Below are 16,730 nucleotides of genomic sequence, written 5' to 3' on the forward strand. Positions count from 1 at the left end.
AAAGGTTTATTTTAAATGCACCAAAAGTGGTACTAATTTGTCTATTGTATGCAAGTCCCTGTTTATTCTTATTATTCAGAAATATTAGCTATAAGGCGCCATGGAACAAAAACTACCTCTACCCCCTTTTAATAAAGAAACGGCAATTCAAAAGATTCGAATGGCTGAAGATGCTTGGAATACCCGCGATCCCGAAAAAGTCTCCTTGGTGTATACGGAAGATACCATTTGGAGAAATAGAGCTGAATTTCCAAAAGGCCGAGATCAAGTAAAAGAGTTTCTTCGGCGCAAATGGGCCAAGGAGCTTGACTACCGATTAATTAAAGAATTATGGGCATTCACAGATAACCGCATCGCAGTTCGCTTTGCTTACGAGTGCCGGGATGATTCTGGGAACTGGTCACGAAGCTTTGGTAACGAGAATTGGGAATTTAATGAGAATGGCTTCATGATGAGACGTTTTGCCAGCATCAATGATCTACCCATCAAAGAATCAGATCGAAAATTCTTTTGGCCCCTTGGAAGGCGGCCTGATGATCACCCGGGACTGAGTCATTTTGGCTTCTAGTAATTTAGATTCGCTCGGCACCTTTGCAGATGCACTGATCCACAGTCGTCAGCATGTTTCACCTAAAAGACTTATTGCGCCTGGTCCCAGCCCATCCCAGAAATTAGAAATTCTGAATGCGGCTGGAGCCGCCCCCGATCATGGAAAAGTAACGCCTTGGCACTTTTATGAAGTCAGTCCCGAAAGTCGAAATTTATTAGGCGATCTATTTGCAAATGCCCTTAAATCAAGAGATCCCAACGCAACACTAAATCAGCTTGATGAAGCAAAGCAGAAGGCCTTTCGGGGTCCCTTACTGCTACTGGCAACTGCCAGACTAAACAATTCGCTAGATAATATTCCCGAACAAGAAAAACTCATCTCCGCAGGATGTGCAATTCAGAATATTTTACTAATGGCTAATGCTTTAGGGTTTGGCTCAGGGCTATCAAGCGGTAAGGCTCTTTATAGCCAAAAGATGAGGGAGCTATTTTTACTGAAGGATAAAGAGGTGCCCCTGTGCTTCATCACCATCGGCACTATCTCGGCTCATAAACCCAATAAACAAAGGCCAGATGCAAGTTCATATAGCTCAGTTTTCTAATTAAGTCTGTTGGATATTTCTACTCTCCAAGCAGTAAATTGGCCTAACTGACTGTCACCTACAAGCCGCTAAAGCCCTTGGCTAGTTTGGTAATAATTACTCAGGACAACTTAATGTAAAGAATATTTACATCAAAAAATCGCATTAAATTCTTGTCCTAAATTTGCCCTAAATTGGTTTTTAAAAAAATAAAGCCTTGTTATATATGGCTCTGATGCCTATATCGCCCCCATCCATCATGGGGGCGACAGGTAAGCGTTTCTTTTGGGGTTGGGTCATAAACTTCAATAAAAGTGCGATTTAGACTCCATTTTAAATGGATAAGGGCAACCGAAGTTGCCCTTATCCATTCTGTGTACAGAAGCTGTTTTTACTTACTTGAGCTTTGCTAACTTTGCTTCAAGCTCTACCGCAAGATCTAAAGCGCCCATATAACCAGACTTGAGATGATTTGGTAGATCAGGATCACCAACCATCGCACCCAGCGTTTCAACCAGGCTAAAAACAATTCCTTTGGCGGCACCACTAGCAATCGTATTGTTAGCTACAGCCTCATCAATATGATTTACTGCGTCAAGAAAATAATCATGCCCCGGCAAACCGTCTGGCCCTAAAGCTTCTTGAGTCATTTGCGTTTTCCTTTATATCTAGATTTAGAGCATCTGATCTACTTTATAGAAAAACTTGCGTGCATAAGCAAGAATCTCTTTATCAGTAGGATGATCAACAGTTTCTACACCAACAATATTTTCGGCAATCTTAGCGTCATGTTTATGAGCATGCTTAATGAGTTCTAATTTTGCAGAGCCTGGTCCGAGAATCAAAATTTCTTTGGATTCATTAACGGCATTAATTACTGAATGCAAATACTTGGAATCTAGAGCGAGCTTACCGCTACCAACTTCGCCACCCTTGTGATGGAGATGGGTATGAGTGGATTTGCTGCGAATCACTTCGGCTTCACTAGCCTGTTCGCTCAAAAACATAACGTGAGCTTCTTTGTGATCAATCCAAATAACTGCGTGATTTAATGACATATTCTTCCTATTATTAATATTGACTACCCTTTGAGAATACTCCCCCAGAGACTCCAAAACGTCATTTATGCTTGATTTAAATCAAATAGACTGAGTTAAAAAAATTTCCTAGAGTTCAAGGGTCTTTTGACTGGAAAAAGCCCTTAATTGATGGGTAATGGGATCCGTAAAAGAGACTGCTTTTGCTAGCAATTGCAAAGGCTTAGAAAAGTCCAGGTCGTATTCCTGGTATGGCGTTAGAACAGGATAAATCTGATCGTTTTTAATGGGAATGTTTAGGGTATTGAGATGGCAACGCAGTTGATGCTTCTTTCCACTACCCGGTGTTAAACGATATCTCGCGAATGGAGACTTAATATCCAAAATCTCAATCAAGGTATCTGAATTTGGCTCACCCTGCACTTCACACATCTGCAAGAAATGCTCAGACTCCTCTAGACGACTTTGATAAGTCATAGGGAGCTTTTGTTCGAGCTCTTTTGAGAAAGGCGCAATAGCCTCATAGACTTTGTTCACCGCTCTATCTCTAAACAGATTCTGGTATTGAGCACGCTCATTTGGATTAACCGAAAAGATAACTAAGCCAGCAGTGTCTCGATCAATGCGATGAATTGGGCTTAGCGTTTGTATGTCTGTGGTTTTCTTGAGGCGATTGAGCAAGGTTTGATGTAAATAAAGACCACTCGGTGTTACCGGCAAGAAATGGGGCTTATCGGCAACGAGAATATGTTCGTCTTGATAGAGAATTTTCTCTTCAAATGGAATTTCTGGCTCGCGCTCTAACCTTCTGAAGTAAATTAAATGCGTATTAGGGAGATATGCATCATTGAGAGCTAGAGCATGGCCCTCTTGATCAAGAATCAGCCCTTCATTGAAACGAGATACCCATTCTTCTCTCGCAATATGAGGAAATTGTATGACAAAAAAGCTGAGCAAATTCGCATGAGCTTGATCAGCAGGTAGATATACCCGCGATGCTGACACCCCTTCTGAATTAACTCTCATAACACCCCATTAGCAAATGCTTTTTGGTTACTAGTTTAAATTAATCATCTGTACGGTTTTCTATTTAGCTTCTCCTCAAAAGAAGAGCCACCCTAAGGCGGCTCTTCTTCAAAGTGTTTGAAACTTAGTCTGCGTAAATACCTGCAGACTTAATGATTGGAGTCCACAAATCAATCTGTGCCTTCAAATGCTTTTTCAAGCCTTCTGGGCTGGCATTTGCTTGTGATGGAATCTCTACACCCAACTCAGCCATATGCTGCTTATAGAGAGGATCCTGAATTGCACCTTGTAATGCCTTAGCCAACTTATCCATCTCTGCCTTAGGAGTTCCCTTTGGCGCATATACGCCATGCCAAACTTTAACTTCAAAGTTCTTCAAGCCCTGCTCATTCAATGTAGGAATCTTGTCAAAGGCTTTAATGCGCTGCATAGTTGTTGAACCATAAGGCTTCACTGTATTGGTAGCCAACTGACCTGAGAGGTTGGTTGTCTGGTCACACATCAACTGCACTTGACCACCGATTAAGTCTGTCAATGCAGGCGCAGTACCTTTGTAAGGAACGGTTGTTAAATCCAACTGAATACGGCTCATGAAGAGCAAGCCACACAAGTGACTAGCAGAGCCCACGCCAGCATTGGCATAAGCAATCTTGCTAACGTTAGCTTTCATGTACGGGAGAAGTTCTTGATAGTTTTTTGGTGGCAGGTCTTTATTGCCAACCAAAATCATTGGAACGTCAGCAACCTGACCAACATACTCGTAATCATTCATTGGATCAAAGCCCAAGTTTTTATACAAAGCTGGTGCTGTAGACATGCCAATGTGATGAATCAATAATGTGTAGCCGTCATTCTTGGAGTTAATCACTCGCTTAGCAGCAATGGTGCCACCTGCACCAGGACTGTTATCCACGATCACTTGGCCTTTGAGCTGCTTACCCATAGCCAGAGCAAGTTCACGTGCAACCTTATCGGTTGGTCCGCCAGCGGAGAATGGGACAACTAATGTAATTGGGCGATCACCAGGGAAGTCAGCTGCTTTGGCAGCAGAAATGCTGACTCCTAATGCACACAGCGAAATTGCTGCAATGCGGAAAATTGATTTAGACATTTTCACAGTAACCTAGCCTTTCGTGATTTAACAAATAATCTAATAGTTTAGAGAATTTGTTACTTCAACGGGGGAAATTCTCAGCAAAAACGTTGTCTAATTACGTAAGGTATTGAAATAACGGTCTTTTATCCTCAGAGCAACCGCAACCAAGCCAATCATGATGGGAACCTCAACGAGTGGCCCGATCACCGCTGCAAATGCCGCTCCTGAATTAATACCAAATACGGCAATGGCAACTGCAATAGCGAGTTCAAAATTATTACTCGAAGCTGTGAAAGACAAAGTACAGCAGCGCTTGTAATCCATCCCCATCTTGGTCGTTATAACAAAGGTAATCACAAACATCACACCGAAGTAAACGAGCAGTGGAATGGCAATAGTTAATACATCGCCAGGTAACTGCAGAATCAATTTGCCTTTCAAGCTAAACATCACCACGATTGTGAATAACAAGGCGATTAAAGTGATCTTCCCAATCTTTGGCACAAAGTGTTCGTGATACCACTCTTTAGAGACAAATTTAAGTGTGATGTATCTAGTGAGTAATCCGGCAATACAAGGAATACCCAGGTAGATAAAGACTGTTTTAGCTATTTCGGCAATGGTGATGCTGACATTAGAGCCAGCCAATCCGAAGTATGGTGGCAGTACTGTTAAAAAGAAATAGGCATACAGACTAAAGAATAGAACCTGAAAAATGGCATTAAATGCTACCAAGCCAGCTGCATATTCTGTAGAGCCTTTAGCAATGTCATTCCAAACAATCACCATGGCGATACACGGCGCAATGCCTATCAAGATCAGTCCAGCCATGTACTCTGGTTGGTCAGGCACAAATGTAATCGCCAGAATAAACATAAATGCAGGTGCAATGATCCAGTTCATTAGGAAGGCAATGGCAAAGATCTTCTTATCTCTAAAGACGTCTGGCAAGTCTTCGTAGCGAACCTTTGCGAACGGTGGATACATCATCAAAATCAAGCCAATGGCAATGGGGTAATTGGTGCTACCCACCTGAAATGAGTTGATGAATCCCTCTACTCCAGGAAAAAAGTATCCCAAGCCTATGCCCAACGCCATGGCGATAAAGATCCATACTGTTAAGTAGCGATCTAGAAAAGACAGTTTTTTAGTTAGTGAAGTCATGATGCTGTTGGTATCTGTGCGTGAATGTTCTTGAGACTCATGGAATCTAATTTATCTAATGGCATTGCTGCCAAGATATCGATGCGCTTTTTGAGACCATTCATCACCTCATTAAAAGCTGCCCTCTTTTCTATATCAGTGCCCTGCACTTTGGATGGGTCTGGAAAGCCCCAGTGTGCCGTTACTGGATTACCAGGCCAGAATGGGCAGACCTCACCCGCAGCATTGTCGCAAACAGTAACGATGAAATCCATCTTAGGCGCATTGGGCTCACCAAAAACGTCCCAGCTTTTGGATTTGAGTAAGGCGCGGTCCATACCAAGTTCCACAGCGATATCTGCCGCAATCGGATTAACACTGGTTCCAGGTGTAGAGCCTGCTGAGAAACCTCTTAACTTGCCACTTGGATGTGTAGAGGCCAATGCCTCCCCCAAGATTGAGCGCGCTGAATTATGAGTGCAAAGAAAAAGAATGTTGTATTGCTTCATACCGATTTAGAGCTTTTGACTACTTTGACAGTGCCGCAATCTTTCCCACCACAGCAGTTTTCTAATAAAAATTCACTGAGATTTTGTACAAGCTTGGCATTCGGTCGATAAATTAAGTTCCTACTCTGCCTCTCAACAATTAAGAGATCAGCATGAACTAGCTCCTTGAGATGAAAACTCAAAGTAGCATTCGGAATACCCAACTTCTCAATAATTTGACTTGGTGTTAGACCAACATCCCCTCGCTGCACAATCAAACGAAAGACATTGAGTCTAGATTCTTGGCCTAAAGCCAAAAAAGCTTGAACAGCATCTATATTTTTCATATTTCCAATTATATAGAAATATATGACAGAAATATTACAGGCCACTAGGGCCTGTAATTACTTTGATACTTAGCTTGAGATTGGTCTTCTCTTTACTTTTTGAGCTTACCAAATGCCGCTGCCATCGCATTATTGACGGGTGGAGCCTGTCTTCTGTCCTCTTGAGACTTTCTAGGCTCGGCTGTTCTGGGACGATTTGGGGCTCTTTGTTCGGGCTTAGCACCTGCTTTAGAACTCTCCCTTGGCGCTTCATCTGATAAGCGCATTGTTAAGGCAATGCGTTTGCGCTTTTCATCCACCTCAAGCACTTTGACCTTCACTACCTGCCCTGCTTTAACAACACTATGCGGATCCTTAACAAAGGTATTAGATAAAGCAGAAATATGCACCAAGCCATCTTGATGTACGCCAATATCGACAAAGGCGCCAAAGGCCGCTACGTTAGTAACAACACCTTCCAGAATCATGTCCGCTTTCAGATCGCTAATCTTTTCTACACCATCTTTAAAAGTTGCAGTAGTAAATTCAGGACGCGGATCGCGGCCAGGCTTCTCCAATTCCTTAATGATGTCGGTTACTGTCGGCACACCAAACTGACCATCGGCATACTTTTCTGGTGAGAGTGATTTAAGAAGACTGGAATCGCCAATCACTTCTTTTACACCCTTCTTAATATCTTTCAGAATCTTTTCAACCAATGGATAGGATTCTGGATGGACTGCAGAGGCATCCAATGGATCATCGCCATTCATGATGCGTAAGAATCCAGCCGCTTGCTCGTAGGTCTTTTCGCCAAGACGCGGAACACTCTTGAGATCTGCTCTCGATTTAAATGCGCCCTTGCTATCACGGTAAGCCACAATACCTTCCGCTACGGTAGAACTTAGCCCTGAAACCCTTGCCAGCAATGGCGCAGAGGCTGTATTCACATCTACGCCAACAGCGTTAACACAATCCTCCACAACTGCAACCAATGATTTGGCCAATTGGGTTTGCATCACATCATGCTGATACTGACCCACACCAATTGATTTAGGATCGATCTTGACCAACTCTGCAAGTGGATCTTGTAAGCGCCTGGCGATAGATACTGCGCCTCGCAATGAAACATCTATCCCTGGCAATTCTTTTGAAGCGTACTCCGATGCAGAATAAACAGATGCACCCGCTTCAGAGACAACAATCTTGGTCAGCTTTAACTCAGGCTTTGCTTTAATAAGCTCTTGAGCCAATTTATCGGTCTCACGCGATGCCGTGCCATTACCAATAGAGATTAAAGTCGCATTATGCTTCTCGGCCAATTTAGCCAAGGTATACAATGAACCTGCCCAATCATTCTTGGGCTGGTGAGGATAGATCACATCGGTATCAACCACTTTGCCCGTGGCATCTACTACCGCCACCTTCACACCAGTTCGCATACCAGGATCAAGACCAATCGTTACTCTAGGGCCAGCTGGAGCGGCCAAGAGCAGGTCCTTTAGGTTGCGGGCAAATACATTGATTGCCTCGGTTTCTGAGCGCTCACGCAAGGCAGTCATGAGTTCTGACTCTAGATGTAAGGAGCACTTGATGCGCCAAGTCCAGCGCACAGTATCAGCCAACCATGTATCGGCTGGACGGCCATCATTTTTAATCTTGAAGTGATTAGCAATACGATTCTCACAAGGATTGTGAGGTGAATCCCACTTTGGCTTCTCTTCTTCAGAATCTAAACGCAAGCTCACCATCAGTATTTGCTCACGGCGACCTCTAAATAAAGCTAAAGCGCGATGCGAAGGAATGGCTTTAATGGGTTCGGAGTAATCAAAGTAGTCTGCAAACTTTTCACCCTCTTGCTCTTTGCCAGCAATCACTTTGGACTCTACTACTCCGTGGTCTTGCAAATACTCTCTAAGTGACTGAACTAGCGCGGCGTCTTCAGCAAAACGCTCCATCAGAATCTGACGAGCACCTTCGAGAGCAGTCTTGGTGTCAGGTACCCCAGGGTTACTGGTTCCATCCACTTCAAATGCTTCTTTAATGTATTTAGCAGCTTCTGTTTCAGGATCTAAATTAGAGTTAGCGAGCAAATCATTTGCTAGCGACTCTAAGCCAGCCTCCAAAGCAATCTGTGCTTTAGTTCTGCGCTTGGGCTTGTAAGGGAGGTATAGGTCCTCTAAGCGAGTTTTATCCTCTGCCAGCATGATGGCTTTGAGTAACTCCGGCGTCATCTTGCCCTGCTCTTCAATTGAAGCAACAATCGTTTTACGACGATCTTCTAATTCACGAAGGTAACTCAGACGCTCTTCCAATAGGCGTAACTGTGCATCATCTAGGCCACCAGTTGCTTCTTTGCGATACCGGGCGATAAACGGCACAGTTGCACCCTCATCCATCAAAGCGATGGCAGCTGCTACTTGGGCGGGTTTAGCGGAAAGTTCTTGGGCAAGACGTTGTTCTATTGATGGCAGCATTTATTTTATTTTCTTACTCTGATGCGTTCTATTTTTGGAATATTGGTATTGATTGAAGAACAAAAGCCACCCGTAGGTGACTTTTGTTGTGTAGCAAAGCTAGCTTATTCGCGTGAGGCTTTTTTACGCTCATGCTCCTTGAGGTAGCGCTTACGAATACGAATACTCTTTGGCGTTACTTCAACCAACTCATCATCATCAATAAATTCAACAGCGTATTCCAGGTTCATAGCAATTGGAGTCACCAAGCGAACCGCCTCGTCAGTACCAGATGCACGAACGTTGGTTAATTGCTTGCCCTTAATAGGGTTCACAACCAAGTCGTTATCACGACTATGAATACCAATCACCATACCTTCGTACAAAGGATCGCCAGGGCTTACGAACATACGACCACGGTCTTGCAATTTCCACAAAGCGTAAGCAACTGCTTCACCATCATCTTGGCTAATCAATACGCCGTTATGACGCTCACCCAAGATGCCGTCTTTAGCTGGTGCATATGAATCAAATGTATGGCTCATCAAACCATTACCGCGAGTCATGGTCATGAAATCGCCTTGGAAGCCGATCAAGCCACGTGCAGGAATGCGGTACTCAAGACGTGTACGACCTTTACCGTCACTCACCATGTCGAGCAATTCACCCTTACGCTTACCTAAGTCTTCCATCACGGCGCCTTGGGTTGTATCTTCAACGTCAACCGTTAAGTTCTCGTACGGCTCCATCTTCACGCCATCTTCCTCATGGAACACAACGCGTGGGCGAGAAACTGCTAATTCGTAACCTTCACGACGCATTGTTTCTACCAAAATAGTGAGATGCAATTCGCCACGACCAGACACTTCAAATACAGTGTCATCATCAGTCTCTTTAACGCGCAAAGCCATGTTTGACTTCAATTCGCGGTCAAGACGCTCACGAATCTGACGGCTAGTAACGAACTTGCCTTCACGACCAGCCAACGGGCTAGTGTTCACCATGAAGTTCATGGTCAAGGTTGGTTCGTCAATCTTGAGCATTGGCAATGCTTCTGGAACGTCTGGCGCGCAGATTGTTGTTCCGATAGCCAAATCTTCAATACCGTTTACCAATACGATATCGCCAGCTTGCGCTTCGTCAACGATTTCGCGCTCTAAGCCACGGAATTTCAATACTTGGTTAATACGGCCTTTGCGTTGAACGCCGTCAGGACCATCCATAAATACAACGTCCATCAAAGGCTTAACAGTTCCGCGGTTAACACGGCCAACACCAATCTTACCTACGTATGTGCTGTACTCAATCGAAGTAATCTGCAGCTGCAAAGGACCTTCTGGATTGTCATCACGAACTGGAACGTGCTTTAACACTGTGTCAAACAATGGGCGCATATCGCCTTCACGAACATCATCAGTCAAGCCAGCGTAGCCATTCAAGCCTGAAGCGTAGACAACCGGGAAGTCTAACTGCTCTTCAGTAGCGCCTAATTTGTCAAACAACTCAAAAGTTGCATTGATAACGTAATCAGTACGTGCACCTGGGCGGTCTACTTTGTTAATAACAACGATTGGCTTCAAACCTAAAGCCAAGGCTTTCTTGGTTACGAAACGGGTTTGTGGCATTGGGCCTTCAACCGCATCAACCAAGAGCAATACACCGTCAACCATAGAAAGTACGCGCTCTACTTCACCACCGAAGTCCGCGTGTCCTGGGGTATCAACGATGTTGATATGTGTGCCGTCATACTCAACCGCACAGTTCTTAGACAAAATAGTAATGCCACGCTCTTTTTCCAAGTCGTTTGAGTCCATGACGCGTTCGGTCATTTTTTCATTGGAGCGGAATGTGCCAGATTGGCGCAAGAGTTGGTCAACCAAAGTAGTTTTACCGTGGTCAACGTGGGCGATGATGGCGATGTTACGAAGTGCGCGTTTAGTCATGTGAAGCTTCTAAAGTTAAAGATAAGTAAAAGGGTTATAAATAATGTTTAATGTGCCTGCGAAATTAAGCGTTTCGGATGTAAAACTCCAGAGCGCCAATCAGCAGTACCAATAAAGTTATGGGGAGCAGCAGTTGCGCGATAGATGCGAACTAATGCCTCGATAGAAGGTAAATTGAGCGGAACACGTTGCCCCATCTCCAGGCGCTTAGCCTGTTGCTCATCCACCGTGAGGTGTGGCAATGTTTGTAAGAGCGCATCTACTGGCAATATATAGTCAGCAGTATTTTGTAGGCCGCTTTGGATTGATTCGATCGTAAAAGACTGCTCGAGAGTTAGGTGCCCTACTTCAGTACGGCGCAAGCCCACTAAATGCGCACCGCAACCCAGCGCGTTACCAATATCTTCAGCCAGAACACGAATATAGGTGCCCTTGCTGCAACTCACTTCTAGAGTAGCTTCTGGCCAGTTGATATTAGTCCAGCGAATGGAGTGAATAATGATGTCACGTGGTGCGCGTTCTAATTCAACACCAGCACGAGCATATTCATAAAGAGGTTTGCCATCACGCTTCAAAGCCGAATACATTGGCGGTACTTGAGAAATGGCACCAGTAAATTTAGGTAGCAGCGCATCTAAGGCGGCTTTTATTTCTGCATCACTTGAGAATGCTGGTAAAGGCAACTCTTCAATAATTTGGCCTTCTGCATCACCTGTATCAGTGCGTGAACCAAATTTCACTTGGGCAATATAAGTTTTATCAGCCTCGAGCAAGTCTTGGGAATACTTAGTAGCTTCACCTAAGCAGATAGGCAGCAGACCAGTAGCCATCGGATCTAAAGTACCGGTGTGCCCTGCTTTATCAGCGTTAAAAGCGCGCTTGACGGCAGTAACTGCCCCCTGTGAACTCATTCCAGCAGGTTTATCTAGCAGCACTACGCCGTCGATTCTAATGGCCATGAATTACTTAGTCTCGTCTTTTTGATCGCTCTCGACTGCCTGATCGATCAAACGAGACATTTCTATGCCATGCTCAACTGAGCTGTCATAGTGAAAATGCAATGTAGGCACTGTATGAATGTGCAAACGTTTAAACAGCAATGAATGTAAGTAACCCGCTTTTTCCTGGAGCGCTTTTAAAGCATGTTCAGGCTCAGCACCCAAAACAGTAAAGAACACTTTGGCATGCGCTAAGTCCGGCGTGAGCTCGATACTTTGCAAAGTAATCAAACCTAAGCTTGGACTGCGCAATTCACGAGGAATGAGCTCGGCCAGGTCTCGCTGAATTTGATCGGCGAGACGCTGGTTGCGATGCGGGCTAGTCTTATGCATATTGCTTAGAGTGAACGTGCAACTTCAGTTATTTCAAACACCTCGAGCTGATCGCCTTCTTTGATGTCGTTGTAGCCTTTTAATGACAAGCCACACTCAACACCGGCACGAACTTCTTTCGCGTCATCTTTGAAGCGCTTGAGGGAATCAAGCTCACCTGTCCAAACAACCACGTTATCGCGTAAGAGACGAACACTTGAAGTACGTTTAACGATACCGTCAACGACCAAGCAACCAGCAATTGCGCCAACTTTTGATACCAAGAAGACTTGACGAATCTCAACGAGACCAGTGATTTCTTCCTTCTTATCTGGTGTCAACATTCCGCTCAGAGCCAATTTCACTTCATCAACTGCGTCATAAATAATGTTGTGATAACGAATATCAACGCCATTGTTCTCGGCTAACTTACGTGCAGCGGCATCAGCGCGAGAGTTAAATCCAAAAATCACTGCCTTAGAGGCAACCGCTAAGTTAACGTCAGTTTCAGTAATGCCGCCCACAGCAGCGTGAACGATTTGCACCTTCACCTCTGGAGTAGAAAGCTTCATTAATGATTGAGCCAAAGCTTCTTGTGAACCTTGAACGTCTGCCTTAATGATCAGCGGTAACAACTTAGCTTCAACTGCGCCTTCTTCCATGTTTTCCATCATGGTTTCAAGCTTGAATGCCTGCTGTTTAGCCAACTTCACATCACGGAACTTGCCTTGACGGAATAATGCAATCTCACGAGCTTTACGCTCATCAGGGACTACTTGCACCGCCTCGCCTGCAGCAGGAACTTCTGACAAACCTTGGATTTCCACTGGAATTGATGGGCCAGCCTCATTACAAGGCTTACCGTTTTCATCCAACATCGCACGTACACGACCAAATGTAGAGCCTGCTAGCAACATGTCGCCACGCTTAAGCGTTCCAGATTGAACCAAGATGGTTGCAACTGGGCCCTTACCTTTGTCCAAACGCGCCTCAATGACCAAACCTTGGGCTGGCGCATCTTTAGGAGCCTTGAGTTCCAGAATTTCAGCTTGCAAGAGAACGTTCTCTAGCAAAGCATCAATGCCTTCACCTGTTTTAGCGGACACTGGAATAAATGGCACATCGCCACCGTATTCTTCAGGAACAACCTGCTCAGCGACCAATTCTGTTTTAACGCGCTCAGAATTTGCTTCTGGTTTATCAATCTTATTGATTGCAACTACCAAAGGTACGCCACCTGCTACTGCATGGTGAATCGCTTCTTTAGTTTGTGGCATCACGCCGTCATCAGCAGCTACTACCAAGATCACGATGTCAGTTGCTTTAGCACCGCGAGCACGCATTGCCGTAAAGGCTTCGTGACCCGGAGTATCCAAGAACGTAATCATGCCGCGTGGAGTTTCTACGTGGTACGCACCAATATGCTGGGTAATGCCACCAGCTTCACCGGTAGCGACTTTCGCTGCACGAATCTTATCGAGTAAAGATGTTTTACCGTGGTCAACGTGACCCATCACCGTTACAACTGGCGGACGTGGCAATAACTCTGCATCATGACCGTCAGTGCCGAGGTCCAAATCTGGATCATCTAATTTCGCAGCAAAGGCTTTGTGACCCATTTCTTCAACGATGATCATTGCAGTATCTTGATCAAGCACTTGGTTGATGGTGACCATTTGACCCATACCCATCAATAACTTAATCACCTCTGCACTCTTCACTGCCATTGCATGAGCTAACTCAGCAACAGTAATCGTTTCTGGAACATGAACATCGCGTACTACTGGCTCAGTAGGCACTTGGAAGTTTGTGTCGACGTTTGCTTCAGCGATTTGACGCTGCTTCTTACGGCCGCCACCTGAACGCCAACCACCAACACCACCAGATGTATCACCACGAGTTTTTAAGCCACCAGGTTTCTTGGCGCCTTCTTCTTGCCATGTGGATGATGTTTCAGAAGATTTAATAGTCTTGCCGCCAACTTTGGTAACAGCCTTCTTCTTATCATCAGCACCTTCAACTTTTGCAGGCTTATGCAAAGTACCTTTTTTCGCTTCTTCGGCGGCAATTTCACTTGGTGCCTTCAGAACACGAGCAGGAGCACTCATCATGTCGCGAATCGCCAAAGCTTCCGCTTCAGCGGCAGCACGACGTACACGAATGTCAGCTAATTCTTTTTCCTTAGTTGCAGCTAAGTCTTTTGCAGCTTTGTCAGCAGTCGCCTTTTTCTCTGCGGCAACTGCAGCAGCATCCGGAGCATTATCTACAGGAGCAACTTCTTTCACTACTGGAGCGGCAACTTCTTTTTGACGCGCCTCTTCAGCCGCTTTCATTTCCGCTTCTTGACGAGCTAGCAACTCAGCTTGGCGAGTTGCCTCGGCTGCGCGTTTCTCTAATTCTTCTTCAGAAATAACTGGTTTAGCTGGCGCAGCTTTAGCTGCCGCTTTCGCCGGAGCTTCCTGTGCCGCCGGCTCAGAAGCTTTGTCACCCGCCTTAACGAGTACGCGCTTTTTACGTACTTCAACTTGCACAGTGCGAGTACGTCCAGCAGAGTCTGCTTGACGAATCTCTGAGCTTTCGCGCTTGATTAAAGTAATCTTTTTGCGCGCGCCTGTATCAGCGCTACCATGCGCTTTTTTCAAGTGCTCGAGTAGGACAGTTTTGTCCTTCTCGGTAATGCTGTCGTCCTCAGAACCTTTTTCGATACCGGCCGCCTTCAACTGCTCCAAGAGGTCTGGCGCGGTACGTTTTAATTCTTTAGCGAGTACTTTTACTGTTGTTGCCATGCACTACTTCCTCTCATGAAGTAAACCAATGTTCGCGCGCTTTCATGATGAGCGTTTTCGCAGTTTCTTCGTCAATTTGTGTCGCCTCAACCAGCTCATCAACAGCCAGTTCAGCAAGGTCGTCACGGGTATGTACTTGATTTTCAGCAAGCTTCGCAATCAACTCTGTGGTCATTCCCTCTAAGGAACGCAAGTCTTGTGAAACTTCGCCAATACGCTCTTCTTTTGCCAACTCCATCGTTAACAAGGAATCACGAGCACGAGTACGCAACTCATTCACAGTGTCTTCGTCAAAAGAATCGATTTCTAACATTTCAGACAATGGCACGTAAGCCACTTCTTCCAATGTATTGAAGCCTTCTTCAATCAAGATATCAGCCACTTCTTGGTCTACGTCCAATTTGTCCATAAACAATTGGCGTACAGTAGAAGCCTCTTTTTCAGTTTTCTCAGCAGACTCTTCAGGAGTCATGATGTTGATCTGCCAGCCAGTCAAATCGCTCGCCAAGCGAACGTTTTGTCCACTACGGCCAATCGCGATTGCCAAGTTCTCTTCATCAACTACTACGTCCATCGCGTGACGCTCTTCGTCAACCACGATAGAAGAAACTTGGGCTGGAGCCAAAGCACCAATCACAAACTGCGCTGGGTCTTCAGACCACAACACGATATCCACTGCTTCGCCAGCTACTTCGTTACGCACTGCGGTAACGCGTGTGCCACGTACACCAACGCAAGTACCGATTGGGTCGATACGTTTGTCATAAGTAATAACAGCAATCTTTGCGCGGATACCAGGATCACGGGCAGCGCCTTTGATCTCTAACAAGCCCTGCTCCATCTCTGGAACTTCATTCTCAAACAACTTGATCAAGAATTCTGGGCAAGTACGTGAGAGTTCAATTTGTGGGCCACGAGCTTCACGATCCACTTTGAGGATGTAAGCACGTACGCGGTCACCAGAACGTAAGTTCTCTTTTGGAATCATTTGATCGCGGCGCAGCAACGCCTCAACACGACCAGATTCGATAATGAGGCCGTTCTTATCAGCGCGTTTTACGGTACCAGTCATGACTTTTTCGCCACGCTCAAGGTAGTCGTTCAAAATTTGTTCACGCTCAGCATCACGAATGCGTTGCAAGATCACTTGCTTAGCAGCTTGTGCGCCGATACGGCCGAAAGCTAAAGATTCGATTTGCTCTTCGATATAGTCGCCAACTTCCATGTCGGCAAGTTGTTCTTGTGCTTCAAATTGCAGAATCTCTTTATCAGGCTCTTGCAAACCGGCTTCGTTTGGAACTACCAACCAGCGACGGAAGGTTTCGTATTCACCAGTTTCGCGATCAATCGAAACGCGGATATCCACGTCTTCTGTGGCATAACGCTTCTTGGTTGCAGAGGCTAAAGCCATCTCCAACGCCTCGAAAACGATAGCTTGATCAACGTTCTTTTCACGCGCTAGCGCGTCTGCCAACATGAGAACTTCTCGGCTCATGACTTTCTTCCTTTGAAATCAATAACAGGGACCAACCGAGTCTTATCGACCTCGGCTAAAGAGAACTCCAATTGAGAAGGCTGACCATCAGCACCCTCAAATACCAAACCAAACTTTGCATCCGGTGAATTCAATTCACCACTCAACAAACCTTGCAACTCACCACGAAAATTCTTGCGATTGCCAACAGCAACACGCAACTTCAAATCCACTTGCATTCCAGCGAAGCGCTCATAATCTGCGGCACTTTTTACCGGACGATCCAATCCTGGAGATGAAATCTCTAAGCGCTCATATGGAATATTTTCAACCGGCAAGGTATAGCTCAACTGATGGCTGACCTTCTCGCAATCTAATACCGTAATCAAGCGCTCGTAATCTGGGTTTTCAATCGTGACGCGCAGCAAACCTCCGGCTTCACGCTCAATCTCAACTAGCGTGTAACCTAAGTTTTCCAGCTCTGCAGAAATAACCTGCTGATCCTTCACGACACC

16 protein-coding genes are annotated in these 16,730 nt (G+C 45.3%); 2 read left to right on the forward strand and 14 right to left on the reverse strand.

Annotated features, from left to right (window positions below):
- The first annotated feature begins 100 nt into the window (after positions 1 to 100).
- Both JaK3_RS08250 and JaK3_RS08255 read left to right on the forward strand, forming a co-directional pair.
- Positions 101 to 568 carry a nuclear transport factor 2 family protein gene (locus JaK3_RS08250; protein WP_068323313.1) on the forward strand — a complete coding sequence of 156 codons (468 nt, stop codon included), beginning with the start codon at positions 101 to 103 and terminating at the stop codon, positions 566 to 568.
- Complete coding sequence (locus JaK3_RS08255; protein WP_068323318.1) at positions 558 to 1,151, forward strand: nitroreductase family protein; 594 nt, start codon at positions 558 to 560, stop codon at positions 1,149 to 1,151. Before JaK3_RS08250 ends, JaK3_RS08255 begins: the two co-directional genes overlap by 11 nt.
- Positions 1,152 to 1,525: 374 nt before the next feature.
- Here the strand turns inward: JaK3_RS08255 and JaK3_RS08260 are convergent, their stop codons facing one another.
- The 14 genes from JaK3_RS08260 to rimP form a co-directional block, all read right to left on the reverse strand.
- Complete coding sequence (locus JaK3_RS08260; protein ID WP_068323321.1) at positions 1,526 to 1,780, reverse strand: hypothetical protein; 255 nt, start codon at positions 1,778 to 1,780, stop codon at positions 1,526 to 1,528.
- Positions 1,781 to 1,804: 24 nt separating this feature from the next.
- Positions 1,805 to 2,188, reverse strand: coding sequence for a translational machinery protein (locus tag JaK3_RS08265; protein ID WP_068323324.1), 384 nt, complete (start codon positions 2,186 to 2,188; stop codon positions 1,805 to 1,807).
- A 108-nt stretch (positions 2,189 to 2,296) separates the two neighbouring features.
- Positions 2,297 to 3,193: a pseudouridine synthase gene (locus JaK3_RS08270; protein ID WP_068323326.1), complete on the reverse strand. Its 897-nt coding sequence runs from the start codon at positions 3,191 to 3,193 to the stop codon at positions 2,297 to 2,299.
- 124 nt (positions 3,194 to 3,317) lie between these two features.
- Positions 3,318 to 4,304 (reverse strand): tripartite tricarboxylate transporter substrate-binding protein, encoded by a 987-nt coding sequence (locus tag JaK3_RS08275; protein ID WP_068323328.1) that lies wholly within the window; start codon positions 4,302 to 4,304, stop codon positions 3,318 to 3,320.
- 96 nt (positions 4,305 to 4,400) lie between these two features.
- Positions 4,401 to 5,453: an ACR3 family arsenite efflux transporter gene (gene arsB, locus JaK3_RS08280; protein WP_068323330.1), complete on the reverse strand. Its 1,053-nt coding sequence runs from the start codon at positions 5,451 to 5,453 to the stop codon at positions 4,401 to 4,403.
- Entirely contained in the window at positions 5,450 to 5,941 is a 492-nt protein-coding gene (locus JaK3_RS08285) for an arsenate reductase ArsC (protein ID WP_068323332.1), read from the reverse strand. The genes arsB and JaK3_RS08285 overlap by 4 nt, the downstream gene beginning before the upstream one ends.
- On the reverse strand, positions 5,938 to 6,267 hold the full coding sequence (locus JaK3_RS08290; protein WP_068323334.1) for an ArsR/SmtB family transcription factor: 330 nt from the start codon (positions 6,265 to 6,267) through the stop codon (positions 5,938 to 5,940). Before JaK3_RS08290 ends, JaK3_RS08285 begins: the two co-directional genes overlap by 4 nt.
- A 92-nt stretch (positions 6,268 to 6,359) precedes the next feature.
- Complete coding sequence (locus tag JaK3_RS08295; RefSeq protein WP_068323339.1) at positions 6,360 to 8,723, reverse strand: Tex family protein; 2,364 nt, start codon at positions 8,721 to 8,723, stop codon at positions 6,360 to 6,362.
- 104 nt (positions 8,724 to 8,827) lie between these two features.
- Entirely contained in the window at positions 8,828 to 10,645 is a 1,818-nt protein-coding gene (typA, locus tag JaK3_RS08300) for a translational GTPase TypA (RefSeq protein WP_068323346.1), read from the reverse strand.
- 47 nt (positions 10,646 to 10,692) lie between these two features.
- Positions 10,693 to 11,604 carry a tRNA pseudouridine(55) synthase TruB gene (gene truB / locus JaK3_RS08305; RefSeq protein ID WP_068323348.1) on the reverse strand — a complete coding sequence of 304 codons (912 nt, stop codon included), beginning with the start codon at positions 11,602 to 11,604 and terminating at the stop codon, positions 10,693 to 10,695.
- 3 nt (positions 11,605 to 11,607) lie between these two features.
- The gene (rbfA, locus tag JaK3_RS08310; protein ID WP_068323359.1) at positions 11,608 to 11,976 is read right to left on the reverse strand and encodes a 30S ribosome-binding factor RbfA; all 369 of its coding nucleotides are present in this window, start codon (positions 11,974 to 11,976) and stop codon (positions 11,608 to 11,610) included.
- A gap of 5 nt (positions 11,977 to 11,981) precedes the next feature.
- Positions 11,982 to 14,741 carry a translation initiation factor IF-2 gene (gene infB / locus JaK3_RS08315; RefSeq protein ID WP_068323360.1) on the reverse strand — a complete coding sequence of 920 codons (2,760 nt, stop codon included), beginning with the start codon at positions 14,739 to 14,741 and terminating at the stop codon, positions 11,982 to 11,984.
- Between the two features lie 13 nt (positions 14,742 to 14,754).
- Positions 14,755 to 16,236 (reverse strand): transcription termination factor NusA, encoded by a 1,482-nt coding sequence (gene nusA / locus JaK3_RS08320; protein ID WP_068323361.1) that lies wholly within the window; start codon positions 16,234 to 16,236, stop codon positions 14,755 to 14,757.
- On the reverse strand, positions 16,233 to 16,724 hold the full coding sequence (gene rimP, locus JaK3_RS08325) for a ribosome maturation factor RimP (protein ID WP_068323364.1): 492 nt from the start codon (positions 16,722 to 16,724) through the stop codon (positions 16,233 to 16,235). Before rimP ends, nusA begins: the two co-directional genes overlap by 4 nt.
- Positions 16,725 to 16,730 lie beyond the last annotated feature (6 nt).

The organism is Polynucleobacter yangtzensis (assembly GCF_001595965.1).
Lineage (GTDB): Bacteria > Pseudomonadota > Gammaproteobacteria > Burkholderiales > Burkholderiaceae > Polynucleobacter > Polynucleobacter yangtzensis.

Bases quoted from the DNA above. Each gene is read 5' to 3' on its own strand.
- JaK3_RS08295 (WP_068323339.1), bottom strand. From the start codon at position 8,723: ATGCTGCCATCAATAGAACAACGTCTTGCCCAAGAACTTTCCGCTAAA.
- truB (WP_068323348.1), bottom strand. From the start codon at position 11,604: ATGGCCATTAGAATCGACGGCGTAGTGCTGCTAGATAAACCTGCTGGA.
- JaK3_RS08285 (WP_068323332.1), bottom strand. From the start codon at position 5,941: ATGAAGCAATACAACATTCTTTTTCTTTGCACTCATAATTCAGCGCGC.
- arsB (WP_068323330.1), bottom strand. From the start codon at position 5,453: ATGACTTCACTAACTAAAAAACTGTCTTTTCTAGATCGCTACTTAACA.
- rbfA (WP_068323359.1), bottom strand. From the start codon at position 11,976: ATGCATAAGACTAGCCCGCATCGCAACCAGCGTCTCGCCGATCAAATT.
- JaK3_RS08265 (WP_068323324.1), bottom strand. From the start codon at position 2,188: ATGTCATTAAATCACGCAGTTATTTGGATTGATCACAAAGAAGCTCAC.
- nusA (WP_068323361.1), bottom strand. From the start codon at position 16,236: ATGAGCCGAGAAGTTCTCATGTTGGCAGACGCGCTAGCGCGTGAAAAG.
- typA (WP_068323346.1), bottom strand. From the start codon at position 10,645: ATGACTAAACGCGCACTTCGTAACATCGCCATCATCGCCCACGTTGAC.
- JaK3_RS08270 (WP_068323326.1), bottom strand. From the start codon at position 3,193: ATGAGAGTTAATTCAGAAGGGGTGTCAGCATCGCGGGTATATCTACCT.
- JaK3_RS08275 (WP_068323328.1), bottom strand. From the start codon at position 4,304: ATGTCTAAATCAATTTTCCGCATTGCAGCAATTTCGCTGTGTGCATTA.
- JaK3_RS08290 (WP_068323334.1), bottom strand. From the start codon at position 6,267: ATGAAAAATATAGATGCTGTTCAAGCTTTTTTGGCTTTAGGCCAAGAA.
- JaK3_RS08250 (WP_068323313.1), top strand. From the start codon at position 101: ATGGAACAAAAACTACCTCTACCCCCTTTTAATAAAGAAACGGCAATT.
- JaK3_RS08260 (WP_068323321.1), bottom strand. From the start codon at position 1,780: ATGACTCAAGAAGCTTTAGGGCCAGACGGTTTGCCGGGGCATGATTAT.
- infB (WP_068323360.1), bottom strand. From the start codon at position 14,741: ATGGCAACAACAGTAAAAGTACTCGCTAAAGAATTAAAACGTACCGCG.